This window comes from Micromonospora sp. NPDC002411 (assembly GCF_053592955.1).
Window position 1 is genome coordinate 1 of record NZ_JBSFBM010000121.1, and the last position, 18074, is coordinate 18074.

At 69.9% G+C, this 18074-nt stretch carries 15 protein-coding genes; 2 read left to right on the forward strand and 13 right to left on the reverse strand.

What is annotated here, in order from left to right; translation table 11 throughout:
• Positions 1-119 precede the first annotated feature (119 nt).
• The 13 genes from araA to ACWCO3_RS16420 form a co-directional block, all read right to left on the reverse strand.
• A complete protein-coding gene (gene araA, locus ACWCO3_RS16360) occupies positions 120-1622 on the reverse strand; it encodes an L-arabinose isomerase (RefSeq protein WP_145784526.1) in 1503 nt (500 codons plus the stop codon).
• Between the two features lie 26 nt (positions 1623-1648).
• The gene (gene yjfF / locus ACWCO3_RS16365; RefSeq protein WP_145784528.1) at positions 1649-2638 is read right to left on the reverse strand and encodes a galactofuranose ABC transporter, permease protein YjfF; all 990 of its coding nucleotides are present in this window, start codon (positions 2636-2638) and stop codon (positions 1649-1651) included.
• On the reverse strand, positions 2635-3705 hold the full coding sequence (locus tag ACWCO3_RS16370) for an ABC transporter permease (RefSeq protein WP_450010684.1): 1071 nt from the start codon (positions 3703-3705) through the stop codon (positions 2635-2637). The genes yjfF and ACWCO3_RS16370 overlap by 4 nt, the downstream gene beginning before the upstream one ends.
• Positions 3702-5240 carry a sugar ABC transporter ATP-binding protein gene (locus tag ACWCO3_RS16375; protein WP_145784532.1) on the reverse strand — a complete coding sequence of 513 codons (1539 nt, stop codon included), beginning with the start codon at positions 5238-5240 and terminating at the stop codon, positions 3702-3704. The genes ACWCO3_RS16370 and ACWCO3_RS16375 overlap by 4 nt, the downstream gene beginning before the upstream one ends.
• A gap of 173 nt (positions 5241-5413) precedes the next feature.
• On the reverse strand, positions 5414-6409 hold the full coding sequence (locus ACWCO3_RS16380) for an ABC transporter substrate-binding protein (RefSeq protein ID WP_145785786.1): 996 nt from the start codon (positions 6407-6409) through the stop codon (positions 5414-5416).
• Between the two features lie 138 nt (positions 6410-6547).
• The gene (locus ACWCO3_RS16385) at positions 6548-7240 is read right to left on the reverse strand and encodes an L-ribulose-5-phosphate 4-epimerase (RefSeq protein WP_208745067.1); all 693 of its coding nucleotides are present in this window, start codon (positions 7238-7240) and stop codon (positions 6548-6550) included.
• A complete protein-coding gene (gene araB, locus ACWCO3_RS16390) occupies positions 7237-8919 on the reverse strand; it encodes a ribulokinase (RefSeq protein ID WP_145784534.1) in 1683 nt (560 codons plus the stop codon). Before araB ends, ACWCO3_RS16385 begins: the two co-directional genes overlap by 4 nt.
• A 676-nt stretch (positions 8920-9595) precedes the next feature.
• On the reverse strand, positions 9596-10384 hold the full coding sequence (locus ACWCO3_RS16395; RefSeq protein ID WP_145784536.1) for an ABC transporter permease: 789 nt from the start codon (positions 10382-10384) through the stop codon (positions 9596-9598).
• Entirely contained in the window at positions 10381-11358 is a 978-nt protein-coding gene (locus tag ACWCO3_RS16400; protein WP_145784538.1) for an ATP-binding cassette domain-containing protein, read from the reverse strand. The genes ACWCO3_RS16395 and ACWCO3_RS16400 overlap by 4 nt, the downstream gene beginning before the upstream one ends.
• A gap of 31 nt (positions 11359-11389) precedes the next feature.
• Positions 11390-12232 (reverse strand): DUF4097 family beta strand repeat-containing protein, encoded by an 843-nt coding sequence (locus tag ACWCO3_RS16405; protein ID WP_145784540.1) that lies wholly within the window; start codon positions 12230-12232, stop codon positions 11390-11392.
• A 75-nt stretch (positions 12233-12307) separates the two neighbouring features.
• Entirely contained in the window at positions 12308-12832 is a 525-nt protein-coding gene (locus tag ACWCO3_RS16410) for a hypothetical protein (RefSeq protein ID WP_145784542.1), read from the reverse strand.
• Between the two features lie 91 nt (positions 12833-12923).
• Complete coding sequence (locus tag ACWCO3_RS16415; RefSeq protein ID WP_423438436.1) at positions 12924-14027, reverse strand: FUSC family protein; 1104 nt, start codon at positions 14025-14027, stop codon at positions 12924-12926.
• Between the two features lie 136 nt (positions 14028-14163).
• Positions 14164-15132 (reverse strand): SDR family NAD(P)-dependent oxidoreductase, encoded by a 969-nt coding sequence (locus ACWCO3_RS16420; RefSeq protein ID WP_145784546.1) that lies wholly within the window; start codon positions 15130-15132, stop codon positions 14164-14166.
• An 82-nt stretch (positions 15133-15214) separates the two neighbouring features.
• On the opposite strand from ACWCO3_RS16420, the gene ACWCO3_RS16425 reads away from it, so the two are divergent.
• A complete protein-coding gene (locus ACWCO3_RS16425; RefSeq protein ID WP_145784548.1) occupies positions 15215-16177 on the forward strand; it encodes an AraC family transcriptional regulator in 963 nt (320 codons plus the stop codon).
• A 116-nt stretch (positions 16178-16293) separates the two neighbouring features.
• A partial coding sequence (locus ACWCO3_RS16430) for a hypothetical protein (protein WP_450010688.1) occupies positions 16294-18074 on the forward strand: 1781 nt, incomplete at its 3' end.

Sequence of the window (18074 nt, forward strand, 5' to 3'; positions counted from 1 at the left end):
CTGACCGGGCCTGTTCAGCGGTCATCGGCTCGGCGTGGCTGGAGACGTACCAGTGGTAGTCGTCGTCGAGCAGTCGTCGGACCAGGCCCAGGTCGCGATCACGCCCCGGCGGCAGGGCCTCAGAAGCCGCGGGCCAGCCGGTAGTAGGCCTGGTTCCAGCGCAGCTCGTCGGCGAAGCGGCGGGTCTGGGTCTCGGCGTCGATGACGACCAGCTCGGTACGGCTCATCTCGGCCAGGTCGTGCAACTCCTCCACCCCCACCGCCTGCGACAGCACCGTGTGGTGCGGTGCGCCGGCGGTGATCCACGCCTCGGCCGAAGCGGGCAGGTCCGGTCGCGGGCGCCAGACGGCGCGGGCCACCGGCAACCGGCGCAGCGGCTGCGGCGGGGTGACCACGTCGATCTCGTTGGCGACCAGCCGGAAGCGCTCCCCCATGTCGGCCAGGCCGAGCACGACCGCCGGGCCGGGTGCCGCGTCGAAGACGAGCCGGACCGGGTCCTCCCGACCGCCGATGCTCAGCGGGTGGATCTCCGCGTTCGGCGTGTCGGACGCGATCGTCGGGCAGACCTCCAGCATGTGGGCGCCGAGCACCAGCTCCTCGCCCGGGGTGAGGTCGTAGGTGTAGTCCTCCATGAACGACGTGCCGCCGTCCACGCCCACCGACATCGCCTTGAGGGTCCGGACCAGCACCGAGGTCTTCCAGTCCCCCTCGCCACCGAAGCCGTAACCGTCGGCCATCAGTCGCTGCACGGCGATGCCGGGCAGCTGACGCAGGCCACCGAGGTCCTCGAAGTTCGTCGTGAAGGCCCGGAACCCACCCTCGTCCAGGAAGGCCCGCATGCCCAGCTCCAGCCGGGCCGCGTACCGCAGGGAGTCGTGCCGCTCGCCCCCGGACAGCAGCTCCGCGGCGACGCGGTACGTGTCCTCGTACTCCTTGACGAGGTCGTCGACCTGCGCGTCGGTGACCTGACCGACCACCTCGACCAGGTCGTTGACGCCGTAGGTGTTGACCGACACCCCGAACCGCAGCTCCGCCTCGACCTTGTCGCCCTCGGTCACCGCCACGTCGCGCATGTTGTCGCCGAAGCGGGCCAGGCGCAGCGACCGCATCGCCGACCAGCCGAGCGCGGCACGGGCCCACGCACCGACCCGGGCACTCACCCGCGGGTCGCTGACGTGCCCCGCGACCGTCTTGCGGGCCACACCGAGACGGGTCTGGATGTACCCGAACTCACGGTCGCCGTGGGCGGCCTGGTTCAGGTTCATGAAATCCATGTCGATGTCGTTCCACGGCAACAGGACGTTGGCCTGCGTGTGCAGGTGCAGCAGCGGCGTCTGCAACGCGTCGAGCCCGGAGATCCACATCTTCGCCGGCGAGAAGGTGTGCATCCACGCGATGACCCCGATGGCGCCCTGTGCGGCGGCGTCCCGGCAGACCTGCAGGATCTCACCACTGTTGGTCAGGACGGGCTTCCAGACCACCCGGGCGGGAATCTGCGGCGAGTCGTCGAGCGCGGCCGCGATCTGGCGAGACTGCTCGGCGACCTGCCGGAGCGTCTCCTCGCCGTACATGCCTTGGCTGCCGGTGAGGAACCAGATCTCGGGTGCGTTGTGTGGTGCCATGGGGTTGCCTTCCAGGAGAGGAACGGTCACTTGTAACGGATTCCGATGAGGCGCTGGAGGAGGATGAACGCGAACAGCAGGCCGCCGATCACGATCTTGGTCCACCAGGAGTTCAGGCTCCCATCGAAGGTGATCAGGGTCTGGATCACGCCCAGGACGAGCACGCCGAGCACAGTGCCGAAGGCGTAGCCGCCGCCCCCGGTGAGCACCGTGCCACCGATGACGACGGCGGCGATGACGTCCAGCTCCATGCCCACCGCGATCAACGGCGCGCCGGACAGGGTGTAGAAGGACAGCAGGATTCCGCCGATCGCCGAGCACAGACCACTGATCGTGTAGACCGCGATCCGGGTCCGCCCCACCGGCAGGCCCATCAGCAGAGCCGACTGGGGATTGCCCCCGATGGCGTACACGTTGCGTCCGAGCCGGGTGTAGGCCAGCGTGTACGCGGCGACGGCGACCACGACGAAGGCGATCAGCACGCTGATCGACACGAAGTTGCCCCGAGGATCGCCGATACGCTCCTGCGACATCCTGGTCCAGAACCCGTCGGTGATCGGGATGGACGAGTCGGAGATGAACGTGCACATGCCCCGGGCGAAGAACATCCCGGCGAGCGTGACGATGAACGGCTGGATCTCGAAGAAGTGGATGACGCAGCCCATCAGCAGGCCGAGGGTCGGCCCGATGAGCAGGGCGATGACGAGCACCAGCGCCGCCGGCAGACCCTCCTGGAGCAGCCAGGCCGACACCATGGCCGTCATCGCGACGACCGAACCGACCGACAGGTCGATACCGCCGGTGAGGATCACGAAGGTCATCCCGATCGCGACCACCAGCAGGAAGCTGTTGTCGATGAAGACGTTGAAGATGACCTGGACGTTCGAGAACGCCGTGTACTGGGACACGCCGATGCCGTACATGACCAGCAGCAGGGCGAGCGTGGCCAGGACCGGTATCTGCCGCCGTGGCAGCCGGAACCGGGTACGCCCAGCGGTGAGCGATCCAGTGGTCATGCCGGCACCTGCTCCTTCGGCTTGTCGGCAGTGGTGGTGGGCGGCGGGACGCTGCGCCGACGGCGGGCGAACCGGGCCCGGAAGGCCGGCGCCTGGACGAGGCAGACGACGATGACGACGACCGCCTTGAACAGCAGCGAGGTCTGCGGCGAGATGTCCATGGCGTACACGGTGGTGGTCAGGGTCTGGATGATCAGCGCGCCGAGGATCGTGCCGCTGAGGAAGAACCGGCCTCCCGCGAGGGACGTGCCGCCGATGACGACCGCGAGGATGGCGTCCAACTCCACCCAGAGACCGACCGCGTTGCCGTCGGCACTCGAGACGTTGGCCGTCATCATGAAACCGGCGACCGCGGCGCAGGCGGCGCTGATCACGTACGCGAGGAAGATGACCCGGCCGGAACGGATGCCGGCGAGTCGACTCGCCTCCGCGTTACCGCCCACCGATTCGACGATCATGCCGAGGGCGGTGCGTCGGGTGAACCCGGCGACGACGAGCGCCGCGGCGAGGGCGATGAAGATGGCCAGCGGCAGGGTCAGCAGGTGGCCCAGCCCGATCGCCCGGAACGGCCCCGAGTTGATGGTGATGATCTGACCCTGGGTGATCAGCTGGGCGAGGCCACGGCCCGCCACCATCAGGATCAGCGTGGCGATGATCGGTTGAATCCCGATCACGGCCACCAGCACCCCGTTCCAGGCGCCGAGCACCAGTGAGATCGCCAACGCCAACGCCAGCGCGGTCAGCACCACTGTGAGGCTGTTCTGGTCGGGCTGCTTGCTGATGTACATGCAGGCGACCGCGCCGCTGATCGCGCAGAGCGAGCCGACCGACAGGTCGATGCCCCCGGTCGAGATGACGAGCGTCATGCCCAGCGCGACCAGGATCAACGGTGCGCTCAGGCGCAGGATGTCGATCGGTGTGCCGTACAGGTGCCCGTCCTTGAGCTCGATGGACAGGAACCCGGGGCGGTAGATCGTGTTCGCGGCGAGCATGACGACCAGCACTGCGGCGGGCCAGAACAGCCGGTGACCGGTCACCGCCCGGTAGCGGCCCGTGGTGGCGCTCATCGGTCTGCCTCCTGGTGGGACCCACTGGCAATGGTCTGCATGATGCGATCGGCGTCCAGGCTCTCGTCGTTGGCAAACTGAGCGACCATCTGCCGATCCCGCATGACCGCGACCTTGTGGCTGAGACGCAGCACCTCCTCCAGCTCGGCGGAGATGAACAGCACCGCCATCCCGCCGTCGGACAACTGGGTCACCAGCTTCTGGATCTCGGTCTTCGCGCCGATGTCGATGCCCCGCGTCGGTTCGTCGAGGATCAACAGCCGTGGCTCGGTGATCAGCCACCGGGCCAGCAGCACCTTCTGCTGGTTGCCGCCGGACAGGTTGCGTACCGGCACCTCCGGGTCCGCGGGCCGGATGCTGAGCGCCTTGATGTACTTGTCAACCAGCTCGTCCTGGCGGCGGCGCGGGACCGGTCGCAGCCAGCCACGGGCGGCCTGCATGGCGAGGATCATGTTCTCGCGGACCGACAGGTCCCCGACGATGCCCTCCGCGCGGCGGTTCTCCGAACAGAAACCGACGCCCTGCTCGATGGCCTGGGCGGGGGTACGCAGACTGCTCGCCGTGCCGTCGACAGCGACCTGACCACCGTCGGTCCGGTCGGCGCCGAACAACAACCGGGCCACTTCGGTACGCCCGGAGCCGAGCAGTCCGGCCAGGCCCACCACCTCGCCGGCGTGGATGGTGAGGCTGAACGGCTCCACCGCGCCCGCCCGGCCGAAGTTCGACACCGACACCAGGGGGGTGCCCTCCTCCACCGCGGCCAGGTCCCGCCGGGAGTGCTCCTCGATACCCTCAAGGACGTCGAGCTCCTTGCCGATCATCTTCTCGACCAGGGAGAGCTGGGGCAGCTCGGCGGTCAGGTACTCGCCGACGAGACCACCGTTGCGCAACACGGTGATCCGGTCGGCGATCTCGTAGACCTGGTCGAGGAAGTGGGTCACGAACAGGATCGCGATGCCCTCGTCGCGCAATTGCCGCATGATGCGGAACAGCTGCGCCACCTCACCGGCGTCGAGGCTGGACGTCGGCTCATCCAGGATCAGCACCCGCGCCTTGATGTCGATCGCGCGGGCGATGGCGACCATCTGCTGGATCGCCAAAGAGTACGAGCCCAGTGGCGCGCTGACGTCGAGGTCGAGGTCGAGGCGGGTCAGCAGCTCCCGGGCCCGGCGGCGGACCTCTCCCCAGCGGACGGCGCCGAGGAGCCGGGGCTCGCGGCCGATGAAGATGTTCTCCGCCACCGACAGGTTGGTGCAGAGGTTGACCTCCTGGAAGACCGTGCTCACCCCGGCGGCGGTCGCCTGCATCGGTCCGCTGAAGGACACCGGCTGCCCGTCGAGGGTGATCGTGCCGCCGTCGGTGTCGTAGACGCCGGTCAGCACCTTGATGAGGGTCGACTTACCGGCGCCGTTCTCGCCCATCAGGGCGTGCACCTCGCCGGGAAAAAGCCGGAAATTGACGTCGTGGAGTGCGCGCACCCCGGGGAAGGACTTGCTGATCCCGGTCATCGTCAGAACCGGACGGCTATCCGTCATCCCATCAGACCTCTTCTGGGTCGTCGACACGGAGGGGCCGCTGCGCTCCCGTGCGCCCGCCCGGTCATCCGGGCGGGCGTGGCACGGGGTGGTCGCGGGCCATGCCCGGTCCGTTGCGGGTAAGGGGACGACGCGGCGGGGCCGCCACGCGAGCGCGGCGACCCCGGCGTCGATCAGTACTTACGGTTGGGCAGCGCTTCCTTGGCCTGCTCCTGGGTGAAGGTGGTCTCCTCGGTCTCGATCCGAGCCGGGACCGTCTCGCCGGCGTGCACCTTCTTGGCGAGGTCCATCAGCTGTGGGCCGAGCAGCGGGCTGCACTCCGCGATGAAGTTGAACTTCCCGTCGGCGAGCGCCTGCATGCCGTCCTTGACGGCGTCGACAGTGATGATGGTGATGTCCTTGCCCGGCACCTTGCCGGCGGCGGTGATCGCCTCCAGCGCGCCCAGACCCATGTCGTCGTTGTGCGCGAACAGCACGTCGATCTTCGGGTTGGCCTTGAGGAACTGCTCCATGACCTGCTTGCCGCCGGCCCGGGTGAAGTCACCCGGCTGCGAGGCGATGATCTTCAGGTTCGGGTTGGCGGCGATCGCCTCACCGAAGCCCTTCTTGCGGTCGTTCGCCGGCGCCGCACCCGTGTTGCCCTGCAACTCGACGATGTTCACCGGGCCCGAGGCGGTCTTCTTCTGCTCGACCAGCCACTCACCGGCGAGCCGGCCCTCCTTGACGAAGTCCGAGCCGAGGAACGTCTTGTACAGCGTCTTGTCGGCCGAGTCGACCGAGCGGTCGGTCAGGATGACCGGGATGCCGGCGTCCTTGGCCTCCTTGAGCACGGTGTCCCAGCCGGACTCCACCACCGGCGAGAAGGCGATCACGTCGACCTTCTGCTGGATGTAGTTGCGGATCGCCTTGATCTGGTTCTCCTGCTTCTGCTGCGCGTCATCGAACTTCAGCTCGATGCCCGCAGCGGTCGCGGATTCCTTGATCGAGGTGGTGTTCGCGGTACGCCACCCGCTCTCCGCACCGACCTGGGAGAAGCCCATCGTGATCTTGCCGTCGTCCTTGGACCCGCCGCCCCCGGTGTCGCTGTTGCCGCAGGCCGCCACGCCGCCGACCAGCAACGCGCTGGCGAGGACCGCGACAGCGCGCCACCGAACGGACTGCGTTCGCATCTTTCCCATCGAATCTCCTTGGCTGGATGTGGTGGGTAACCGCGTCGGCCGTCGAAGAACCCGAAGAACGGCGTACGCGGGTGGTGCGTGCTGGTGCGTGGTGGTGCAGACCGGCGGGTCCCGATGATCGGGGAAGAGTCAGGAACCCGCCGGTGCGACTGGTTGTTGACCGTAGACGTTCTGGTAGCGGTCGTAGAGGGCGTCGATGTCGGCCTGTGCCATCGGAACCGGCTGGCCGAGGGTGTGGGCCAGGTGCGCGGTACGGGCCACGTCCTCGCACATGACCGCCGCCTTGACCGCCGCGCGGGCGTCGCGGCCGATGGTGAACACGCCGTGGTTGCGCATCAGCACCGCGGGCGAGCGGTGACCGGAGAGCGTGGCGACGATGCCCTTGCCGATGTCGTCGCCGCCGATCAGCGCGAACGGACCGATCGGGATCTCCCCGCCGAACTCGTCGGCCTGCGCGGTGAGATGGCAGGGGATCGACTCCCCGCACGCGGCCCAGGCGGTGGCGTACGAGCTGTGCGTGTGCACCACACCGCCGACCTCGGGCATGGCCCGGTAGACGTAGGCGTGGGCGGCGGTGTCGCTGGACGGCGCGAAGTCGCCCTCGACGAGTACGCCGTCGAGGTCGCACACCACCATCGTGTCCGCGGTGAGGTCGTCGTAGCTCACCCCGCTCGGCTTGATCACCAGCAGGTCCTGGCCGGGGACCCGCGCGGAGACGTTGCCGGACGTCCAGGCGACCAGGTTGTACCGGGTCAGCTCGCCGTGCAGGCGCGCGACGGTCTCGCGCAGCTCACGGATCTGTCGGGTCACCTCGGCGTTCACGCGACCACCTCCAACACGGTCTCGGGTGTGGTCGCGGCGCTGTCGACCGCCGCGTTGCGGATCGCCCGCAGGCGCATCATGACGTCGTTGCCACCGCGACCGAAGTGGTCGTGCAGCGCCCGGTACTCGGCGTAGAGGGCGTCGTAGGCGCGGGCCCGCTCGGGGTCCGGGCGGTAGACGGCCTCGTGCACCCGACCCATCGCCTGCGACGCCTCGTGGACCGAGGGGAACTCTCCGGCGGCGACGGCGGCGTGGATCGCCGATCCCAGTGCCGGCCCCTGCGCCGAGGCGATGATGTTCAACGGTCGCCTGGTCACGTCGGCGTAGATCTGCATCAGCAGCGCGTTGTTGGTGAGACCACCGGCGATCACCAGGTCGTTCACCGGGACGCCGGCCTCGACGAAGGCCTCGATGATCATCCGGGTGCCGTACGCGGTGGATTCCAGCAGCGCCCGGTAGATGTCCTGCGGCCGGGTGGCCAGGGTCATCCCGACGATCATCCCGCTGAGGTCGTGGTTGACCAGCAGGGACCGGTTGCCGTTCCACCAGTCCAGCGCGATCAGGCCGTGCGCGCCGACGGGCTGGCTCGCGGCCAGCTCGGTGAGGCGTTCGTGCGAGTCGGAGCCGGCCGGGGCCGCGTGCTCGACGAACCAGCCGAAGATGTCCCCGACACCGCTCTGCCCGGCCTCGTAACCCCATGCGCCGGGGCTGATCCCGCCGTCCACGACACCGCACATCCCGGCCACCTCGGCGACCTCCGCGCCGTTGACCACGTGGCAGGTCGAGGTGCCCATGATGGCGACGAGTCGGCCGGGCTCCACCGCCTGCGCGGACGCGGCGGTGACGTGCGCGTCGACGTTGCCGACGGCCACCGCGATCCCCTCCGGCAGGCCGGTCCAGGCGGCGGCGCGTGCGGTGAGCGAGCCGGCTCGGGCGCCGAGGGGCAGCAACGGGCCGTCCAACTTGGCCACGAAGTCGCCGAAGCCGGGGTTGAGCGCGGTCAGGAAATCCTCGGAAGGGTACTGGCCGTCCTGCAGGATGCCCTTGTAACCAGCCGTGCAGACGTTGCGGGTCTCGGTGCCGCAGAGCTGCCAGACGATCCAGTCGGCCGCCTCGATGAAACGCTCGGCACGGTGGTAGACCTCAGGGTCCTCCTCCAGGATCTGGAGCCCCTTGGCGAACTGCCACTCGGCGGAGATCTTGCCGCCGTACCGGCCGATCCACGGCTCTGCCCGCTCGTGGGCCAGCGCGTTGATCCGGTCGGCGTGCGGCTGCGCGGCGTGGTGCTTCCACAGCTTCACCCAGGCGTGCGGTCGATCGCGCAGCTCGGGGTCCTCGCAGAGCGGGGTGCCGTCGGCGCTGGTCGGCAGCACCGTGCAGGCGGTGAAGTCGATGCCGATGCCGACGACCGCGGCAGGATCCACCCCGGCAGCGGACAACGCCGCCGGAACGGCGTACCGCAGCACGTCGCGGTAGTCCTCCGGGTTCTGCAGGGCCCAGTCCGGGGGTAGCTGTCGACCTCCCGGAAGCGCCGTGCTGATAACTCCGTCGCCGTACTCGTGCACCGCGGTCCCCAACTCGGCACCATCACCGACACGGACCACCAGAGCTCGCCCGGACAGGGTGCCGTAGTCGACACCGACGACATAGCGGTCGCCTGCTCCGTCCACACGGTTCATGTTCACCTCCACCGTTAACGGGGATAGTGTTAACGCTCACATCAACCCCCGTCAAGACATCCACCCGCAACAGCTCCGTAACGGAACAGCGAAGGCGGGCCAACTGGGGCGCGTCGATAACGGATCGGCACAAAGCGCGCAAATGTGGTGCCGACCACGGCACGCAGGCCTCTCACGGAGTGCTGCGCGGATCGAGCGTCGACCGGAGACACCTCGGCAGGCCGGGCGACAGGCACAGCCCGTCGGACGTCGCGAGTCGATCATCCGACTGCGACAGTGTCGCGCCCGATCATGATGTCAGCGATAACATCATCGAGGCACCCCGCTTCGACGGCCAGATCCGCGAAACGGCCGCAGCCGACCGCGTTGGCTCATAGCTGAGCATTTCGGCGGATCCCGCGGGGCAACGCGACAGTCGTGTTATCGATAACATTCGACGTTTCGGAAGCCGCCGTGCCGCGGGGCCGGGTTGATCCACTCGCGTTCTGTGAAGTCGCGGGGTCCGAGGCGCGTCGACAGGCCGATTTCCTGCAATCCGAGTCGATCATGCGCTCGCGGCGCGTGCACGGCACGCGCGCAGGACAGCATGCCGCGAACACGGACAGCCGGCGGCCCGGCCCGGTGGGCCGAACCGCCGGCTGTCGGCGCGCTGCCGAAACGTCGGGCACCGGTCTGATCAGGCAGCCCGGTTGCGGTTGTAGAGGGTCTTGGCCCAGAAGAAGCACGCGACGGTGATGACGGCACACCAGACGACCGCGATGATCCCGTTGGCACCGATCCCGGTGCCGAGGAGCAGGCCGCGCAGGGTCTCCATGACGGGAGTGAAGGGCTGGTACTCGGCGAACCACCGGACCACAGTGGGCATGGAGTCGGTCGGGACGAACCCGCTGCCCAGGAAGGGCAGGAGGATCAGTGGCATGGGCAGGTTGCTGGCCGTCTCGACACTGTCACTGACCAGGCCGAGAGCGACCGACAACCAGGTGAGCGCAAAGGTGACCATGGCGAGGACACCGACCGCGGCCAGCCACTCGACCGGGTTGGCGGTGGGTCGGAACCCGACGAGCAACGCCACACCGATGACGGCCGCGAGGCTGAGCAGAGTCTGCACGAGGCTGCCCAGGACGTGACCGGTGAGGACCGACGGCCGGAAGATCGCCATCGTCCGGAACCGGGCGATGATGCCCTCGGTCATGTCCATCGCGACCGAGATGGCGGTGCCCTGCGCCGCGCTGACCACCGTGATGAGCAGGATGCCTGGGGTGACGTAGTTGGCGTACTCCGAGCGGCCGCCGGACGGCCCGAGCCCGGCGCCGAGCGTACCGCCGAAGACGTAGACGAAGAGCAGCAGGATGATGACCGGAATGCCCATGAGCAGGAAGGTCATCGACGGGTAGCGGCGCATGTGCAGGAGGTTGCGCCGCAGCATCGTGCTCGAGTCGCGGACGGCGAGGGAGAGGGTGCTCATCGCGCGGAGGCCCTTTCGTGGTCGGGTCGGCCGGCGCGGGTGTCGGGCTGACCGGTGAGGGTGAGGAAGACATCGTCGAGGTCGGGGGTGTGCACGGAGAGCCCGGCCACCGTGATCGAGGCGCGGTCGAGCTGGTCGAGCAGGGACCGCAGCGCCCCGACCCCGCCGTCGCTCGGCACCTGGAGGGTGAGCGCGGCGTCGTCCCGGCTGGCGACCGGCAGCGCACGGGCGGCCGAGGCGAGCCCTTCCTGGTCGGCGAACTGCAGCACGACGTGGCCTCCCGGGATGAGCCGCTTGAGCTCACGCGGCGTGCCCTCGGCGATCAGCCGGCCGTGGTCGAGGAAGGCGACGCGGTCGGCGAGCTGGTCGGCCTCCTCCAGGTACTGGGTGGTGAGCAGGATGGTGACGCCCTCGGCGACGAGGTTGCGGATGATCTCCCACATGGCGCGGCGGCTACGCGGGTCGAGGCCGGTGGTCGGCTCGTCGAGGAAGATGACGCGGGGCTCACCGACCAGGGTCATGGCGAGGTCGAGCCGTCGGCGCATCCCACCGGAGTACGTCGACACCGGCTTGTCCGCCGCGTCGGCCAGGTCGAACTGGTCGAGCAGCTCGTCGGTCCGTCGCCGGCCGGACGCCTTGTCCAGGTGGCGCAGGTCCGCCATCAGGTTCAGGTTCTCCCGACCGGTGAGCAGGTTGTCGACGGCGGAGAACTGGCCGGTGACGCCGATCAACTCGCGGACCGCGTCGGGATTCCGCTGCAGGTCGTGGCCGAAGACGCGGGCCTGCCCGCCGTCGGCGTTGACCAGGGTGGAGAGGATCTGCACGGTGGTGGTCTTGCCGGCGCCGTTCGGGCCGAGCAACGCGAAGATGGTTCCCTCGGTGATCATCAGGTCGATGCCGTCCAGCACGACCTTGTCGCCGTAGGACTTCCGCAGGTCGGTCGCGACGATCGCGGGCTTCGTGGAGCTGGTCATGGTCTCCTCTTTGCGGTCGGTGGGTGGCGGGTCAGGCGCGGCGGATCATGATGTCGCCGTAGGAGGTGTTCGCCCGGACCTCGACCGTCTCGTCGGTCTGCGCCGGGCTGTCGGTGCTCTCCAGGGCGTTGTGCACGCGACCGTGCTTGGAACTGACGTCGAGCCAGGCAGCGGTCCCGCGGCGGATGCCCACCTCAATGGCCCCGTACGAGGTGTTCAGGTCGATCGCCCCCCGGACGACCTCACCCAGCCGGAGGTTGCCGTATGCGGTGCGTGCCGTCACCGAGCCCGTCGTCGCGTCGAGGGTGATGTCGCCGTACGCGGTGTTGACCCGGACGTCGCCGCCACTACGGCCGATCCAGCAGTCGCCGGAGGAGTTCTTGATCTCGACGGGTCCGTCGACCGCGCCGAGGCGCACCTTGCCGGACGACGCCTTCACCCGCGCCGAGCCGGCGACCCGCTCCACGGCGACCTCGCCGTGGCTGCTGTCGATGTCCAGCGGCCCGGTCTCGTCGAGGCGGATCCCGCTGCCGGTCTTGATGCGGCACTCGCCGAGTTGGCCCTCGCAGCGGAACGCCGCCCACGACGACTCGGCGTGCACCCGCGACCCGGTCGGTAGCTCGATCAGGACGTCGACCGACGGTCCGGACCCGAAGCCGTAGCGCCGCCACGTCTTGGGCACCCTGATCAGCAGCTTTCCGGCGTCGTACTGGACGACGGCCTGTTCGGCGGTGCTCACGTCGGCCTTGCTCGACGGGTCCCGGGGTCGCACCGTCACCACCGTGTCGGTGCGGTCGGTCGCGCTGATCCAGACGTCCCCGACGGGCAGTTCGATCTGGACGGTGATGGGCTCTGGCGTCTCGAAAACAGGCATGGTGGTCTCCCGAAAGGTGGTCGGTGACTGTCGCCGCTGGTCGGCGGCGCGGAGGAAGAAGGGGGTACGAAGGGGTTAGCGCGCCCAGCCGGTGAAGTGCTGACCGGAGCGCGGCTCCGGCCGGCGGGGTGGCCGACGTTCGGTGTCGCCCGCCCCGACGGCGCCGGCGACGGCGCGCACCAGCCAGGCGTTGACCGAGAGCCCAGCGCGCCCGGCGGCCTCCTCGACGCTGGCCTTCAGGTGGTCGGGAAGGCGGAGGTTGATCCGCGAGGTGCCACCGTCCTCGCCCTCGGGCGCCGGCGGTGGTGCCGGCAGCGTCGGCGGGGCGCTGACCTCGCGCACCTCGTCGATCGGCGGGCTGGCCGGCGTCACCACGAAGTCGGGCTCGCGCCCACGCAGGCGGACGTGCACCGAGCCCGGCGCGAGGTCACGGGTGATCTCGTCGGCCGCGTCGGACAGTGCCTCCAGCAGGGTGAGACGGGTGGCCGCCTCCAGTTGGGTGAAGAGCCGCTCGGCCAGCGCTCGGCCGTCCGCGTCGACGCCCTCCGCGGCCACGGCGAACTCGTTACGCAGGTTCTCGACGTATGACCTCAGCTCCATGGCACCATCATGGCACCACTTTGGCTCAACGTGCAACCCTTCATGGCTCAGGACGGTGCCAAACTGTTCGACGAGCGGCCTGAGCCGTACCTCAAAGATCACCGAAATTGCGTCTGACCAGGAGGTTCGCTTCATCCTGGGTCAACCCGCTGGCCACCAGGAGGTCGCTGACAGTGGTACGGATCTGTGCCACCACTACCGCACCGGAGAAGCCGACGCCCTCCCGGTAGGCCCGACCGGCCATCTGCACCGCCCGCAGTGACTGCTCCCGCGCCCGGTCCGGCTCAGCACCGGCGGCGAACTGCCGCTTCAGCACGCGTACGGCCTCGGCGAGATCGGCCACCGCCCGCGGCAGCGGCTCCGGAACCGGTTCGTCGTCCTCGATCAGGGTCACCGCTCGACGGATCAACGTTCCGCTGTTGCGCATCGCGCGGTCGATCGGCTCCGCCGCCTGCGCGTAGCGACCCACCGGCCCGCGCCGCTGGTGCCAGTGCACCGGCGACAGGGTGCTGGCCTCCCGGGCGCCCTGGGTCGCCTCGACGAATGCCTTCAGCGGGCCCTTGTTCTGCCGCAGCTCACGGCGGGCGGTACGGGCACGAGCAGCATCACGATCGGCCAACGCGCCGGCGGTGGCGTCGAGCTGGGTGACCAGGAGGTCGAGCGCCGGCCGCGCGGCGCGGTTGAGCACCCGCAGCGGATTCAACGGCAGGAGCACGGCGGTGACCAGCAGCGCCACCCCTCCCCCGACCAGCGCATCCACGAACCGAGGAATCTCCAGGTCACGAATCGACGGGCTGAGGGTGGCGATGAGCACCGCCGTCGCACCGGCCTGGATCACCACCGCGGCACTGCCGGCGAGGAACAGGGCGACCACGATCGCCAACACGACGATCAGGGAGAGTTGCCACCACCCGGTGCCGATCACCGCGAGCAGCAGATCGCCGATCAGCACCCCGACGGTGACACCGAGGATCAGCTCGACGGTCCGACGCAGCCGTTGACCGACGGACGCCGCGAGGGTCGAGACGGCGGAGATCGGCGCGAACACCGGCTGCGAGATGTGCAGCAGCTCGTGCGCCACGAACCAGGACAGCGCCGCCGCCAGCCCGGCCTGCACCGCCAGACCACCCACGGCCCGTACCCGACGGGACCGGTCCCGCACCGTGGCCGCCGCCCGGCCCCGCAACCGGGCCATCGTGGCCGCCAGACCACCCGGGGCGTCGTCGCCCGCGCGGGCCGGAGCACCCCCGTCCGCCCCGCGCCGACCGGCAGCGACCATGGCGGCACCTACCCCGCCCTGGTCGGATCAATCCTGCCGCCGCCGGCCACGCTCAGCGCGCGGCGAGCGTCTTCTCGGCGTACGCCCAGAGGCGGTCGGCGGCGGCCGGGTCCAGGGCGTGGGCGGCCACCCCGCCGGTGGCGTCTGGGCCGCCGGGCACGACCTCCGCCTCCTGGTTGTCGTCGAAGTACCGGCCACCGATGCCGTCGAGCAGGGGCGAGCCGGCGAGCAGCACTGTGGTCGACGCGCCCTGGTCGGGCTTCTTGTAGTAGTCCGCCTCGATGAGGTTCCCCGCCTCGTCCATGGCACCCATCGCCCGCATCGTGTCGTCGTCGATGTGGCGCTGGAGATTGGTGAAGATGTAGCCGGGGTTGAGGGCGTTCGCGGTGATCCCGTCCTCCGCCCACCGGCGGCTGATGCCGACCGCGAGCAGGACCTCGGCGGTCTTCGACTGGCCGTACGCCGACCACGGGTCGTACGGGCGCCGCTCGAACTGCGGGTCGTCGAAGTCCAACGGCGCGGCCAGGTGTGCTCCGGAGCTCACCACGACGACCCGAGCCGCCTCGGCGGCCCGCAGGTTGTCGTGCAGCCCCCGGGCGAGCGCGAAGTGGCCGAGGTAGTTGGTCGCGAGCTGAAGCTCCCAGCCCTGGGCGGTGAGCTGACGGGTCGGGATCGCCATGATCCCCGCGTTGGCGACCAGCACGTCGAGCGGGCCCTGCCAGCCCGCGACGAAGGCATCGACCGACGCCAGGTCGGCGAGGTCGAGCGCGGAAGCGCTGACCACGCCCCGGGTAGCACCCGAGGCGAACTCCTCGACGAGCGCGTCGGCGCGTCGCGGATCACGGGTCGCGATGGTGACCTCGGCACCGGCCCTGGCCAGCGCGCGCACCGTCTCGACACCGATGCCGGAGGCGCCCCCGGTGACGATCATCCGACGCCCCGTCAGGTCGACACCGTCGAGGATCTCGGCGGCGGTGCTGCGGGCGGTGAACGGGGTGGTGAGGCGTGAGTTCGCTGTCATGAAACCCAGGCTAGGAACATCAGACTCGGACTGCCTATAGCCTAGGATCCTTCATACTTTAGTGAACGTCCAGGAGGTCGGGATGGATCCCCTCGAAGATGTCCTGGCGTTGCTGGACGCGACGAGCCACCTCTCCGCCGGCCTGGTCGCGGGCGGGCGCTGGGCCGTCGCCTTCGACGCACCGGCCGGGGCCAAGTTCAACGCCGTCCGACGCGGCCGGTGCTCCCTGCGGGTCGCAGGTGACGTCGAGTCGATCAGCCTCGGCGAAGGGGACTGCTTCCTGCTGACCCGACCGGTGGCCTACACCCTCTCCAGCGATCCCGACGTGCCCGTCGAGCCCGCGTACCCACTCTTCGCCGCCGCCGACGGCGGTGTGGCGCACGTCGGTGACGGCGACGACGTCTTCCTCATCGGCGGCGCGTTCTCCCTGGGCGAGCGGGCGCGCAGCCTCCTGCTCGACAGCCTCCCGCCGGTCATCCACGTGCCCGCCGACACCCCGGAGGCCGCCACCGTCCAGTGGGCGCTCAGCGAGATCGACGCCGAACTACGGCAGACACGACTCGGGTCCACGCTCGTCGCCGAGCACCTGGCGCTCGTCCTGCTGATCCGGGTCCTGCGGTTGCACCTGGCCCGCGACCCCGAACTCACCTCCGGCTGGTTGGCCGGCCTTGCCGACCCGGTGATCGCCCCCGCGCTGCGGGCGCTGCACGCGCGGCCCGCGCAGCCGTGGACGGTGGACGCCATCGCCCGGACCGCCGCCGTCTCCCGGTCAACGTTGGCCGCCCGCTTCAAGCGGGTCGTCGGCGTGGGACCGCTGGAATACCTGACCGGCTGGCGGATCGAACTGGCGGCGGACCGTATCCGGCGCGGTTCCGACACTGTCGCCAGCATCGCCCAGGCTGTCGGCTACGGCTCCGAGAGCGCCCTCAGCGTGGCGTTCAAACGCGCCACCGGTTTCTCGCCACGCGCCTACCGCACCGAGGTGGCGAGGACGGCCCAGACCGGCGGACGCGAACCGGCGGCGACCGGCCGGCCTGTCGAGTGAGCGGCGACTCCTCTTCACCCGCTGCGGTTGATCCCGTCCGGATCGGGTAGACCCGTCCGCCGTCGTCGGGGCGGCGGCCGAGCGCCTGCGGGGGGACGTCGCATGGATCAGCACGGTTGAGCGGGCCGGACGGTCCCCGCGACGTCGTGGAGCTGCGGGTGCACGGAGTCTCCGGCGCGAGCGCCGCACAGGTGCTGGACCTGCAGCAGACGGCGCAGGTGGCGGGTGACCAGAACGGAGGCTTCTACCGGCCGCGACCACAGGACCCGGACAGCACCGCCCCGCGCGGCGTGACCCTGGAGGCGTACCGCTGGGGTGATCTGCCCTCCGGGACCGTCGCCCGCACCCTCGCCGTGGTCTTCCTGCTGCCGTTCATGCTCGTCAACGTCGCGACCTGGATGCGCCCGGCGAGCCCCGGTTCCGAAGCGGTGGTCAAGTCCCTGTGCCGACTGCTGGCGCTCACCCTCACCGTGCTGTACGTGCTCGCCGTCGCCGGCGTCGCCCTGGATCTGGTGGGCTGGAAGTGCCTGCCCTCGACGCGCTGTCTCGCGGGGCGCAGCTGGCTGTCCTGGTTGGGAGGGCGGCCGGTCGGGGCGCAACTGGCCTTGGTCGCGTTGGCGCCGGTCGCCGCGATCGGCCTGATCTGGCGGATCAGCAACCGCCCAGGGCGGACGTTCGAGGCGTTTCGCGCACCCGATCAGGGGATCGGCGGGTCACGGCTCGGCACGGTCGGCCAGTGGGACGCCGAGCCGCTCGTGGGCCGGTTGCGCGCCATCCACGTCGCTGCCGCGTTCGCGACACTGGACCTCACAGTGCTGCTGGCCCGGAGCGCGAGTGGCGCCACCGGGGTCACGGTCACGCTGACGGTGGCGACCGGTGTGATCCTGGCGTGCTGCGTGGGCCTGCTGTGCACGCCGCCGCTGATCGACCGGGCCGCCGACGATCACCGGCTCGACCGGGTCACCCGTACGCTCCGGACCGTCGCCGTCGTCGTGACCGTCGCCGTCCTGGCTCACCTGCTGACCGGGCCACGCCGGTGGGACGACGGACACGGGCTTCCCGGGTACGAGACGACCCTGGCCGCTCTGTTCGCCGTACAGACGGCGTTGTTGGTCGTGCTGGGCGTGGTCCTGCTCTGCCACCGGCAACGCGGTGGCACCCCGCTGTTCGGGCTGGGTGCCCTCGTCATCGCGGCAACCGGGATCAGCCTGGCCGTGGCGTACTCCGCCGAGCTGGTCTACCGGGTGGCGGACTTCCTCGACCGCGACGTGCCGACCGGGGAGGGCATCGCCACCGGCCCGCCCCGGGCGTACACGTGGGTGATCTACGGCTTCATCCGAGCGTTGCTGGCCACAGTCGTGGTCGCCGGCCTCGTCGTCCTTCTCACGCGTCGCGGTCGGCGTCGCGCCGCGGCGGCGATCGTGGCACACGACTACCCGCAGGCCCCAGCGGAGGCCGAACCCCGACTGCGGCAGGTCCGGGACGCGATAGCCCGGGCCCGCTTCACCGAGAAGCTGGTGCCGCTGGCCGTGTTCTACGGGTGCCTCGCCGGGCTCACCACGGCCACCACCACCATCGGCCTGCTGGGTGAGTTTCCCAGTGACATCCTCGAACGGAACCTCGGGCTGCCGGCGGACGCGACCACCTTCGGCATCGCGTTCGGGAGCTGGGTGATCGCGGCGGTCATCCTCGGTCTGATCATCGGGGGGATCTTCGCCTACCGGACCGTCCCGTTCCGCCGGCACATCGGCGTCCTCTGGGACCTGGGCACCTTCTGGCCTCGGGCCGCCCACCCGTTCGCTCCGCCCTGCTACTCCGAGCGGCGTCGACCTCGGTCAACTCGATCTTCCGGTCACCGACCTTGCCGGTGCCCTTCGTGGCGAAGTCGAGCCCGGCC

Coding starts and splice junctions, on each gene's coding strand:
- ACWCO3_RS16375 (WP_145784532.1), bottom strand. CDS start 5,240: ATGACGGATAGCCGTCCGGTTCTGACGATGACCGGGATCAGCAAGTCC.
- araA (WP_145784526.1), bottom strand. CDS start 1,622: ATGGCACCACACAACGCACCCGAGATCTGGTTCCTCACCGGCAGCCAA.
- ACWCO3_RS16420 (WP_145784546.1), bottom strand. CDS start 15,132: ATGACAGCGAACTCACGCCTCACCACCCCGTTCACCGCCCGCAGCACC.
- ACWCO3_RS16410 (WP_145784542.1), bottom strand. CDS start 12,832: ATGGAGCTGAGGTCATACGTCGAGAACCTGCGTAACGAGTTCGCCGTG.
- ACWCO3_RS16425 (WP_145784548.1), top strand. CDS start 15,215: ATGGATCCCCTCGAAGATGTCCTGGCGTTGCTGGACGCGACGAGCCAC.
- ACWCO3_RS16395 (WP_145784536.1), bottom strand. CDS start 10,384: ATGAGCACCCTCTCCCTCGCCGTCCGCGACTCGAGCACGATGCTGCGG.
- ACWCO3_RS16415 (WP_423438436.1), bottom strand. CDS start 14,027: ATGGCCCGGTTGCGGGGCCGGGCGGCGGCCACGGTGCGGGACCGGTCC.
- araB (WP_145784534.1), bottom strand. CDS start 8,919: ATGAACCGTGTGGACGGAGCAGGCGACCGCTATGTCGTCGGTGTCGAC.
- ACWCO3_RS16380 (WP_145785786.1), bottom strand. CDS start 6,409: ATGCGAACGCAGTCCGTTCGGTGGCGCGCTGTCGCGGTCCTCGCCAGC.
- ACWCO3_RS16405 (WP_145784540.1), bottom strand. CDS start 12,232: ATGCCTGTTTTCGAGACGCCAGAGCCCATCACCGTCCAGATCGAACTG.
- yjfF (WP_145784528.1), bottom strand. CDS start 2,638: ATGACCACTGGATCGCTCACCGCTGGGCGTACCCGGTTCCGGCTGCCA.
- ACWCO3_RS16400 (WP_145784538.1), bottom strand. CDS start 11,358: ATGACCAGCTCCACGAAGCCCGCGATCGTCGCGACCGACCTGCGGAAG.
- ACWCO3_RS16370 (WP_450010684.1), bottom strand. CDS start 3,705: ATGAGCGCCACCACGGGCCGCTACCGGGCGGTGACCGGTCACCGGCTG.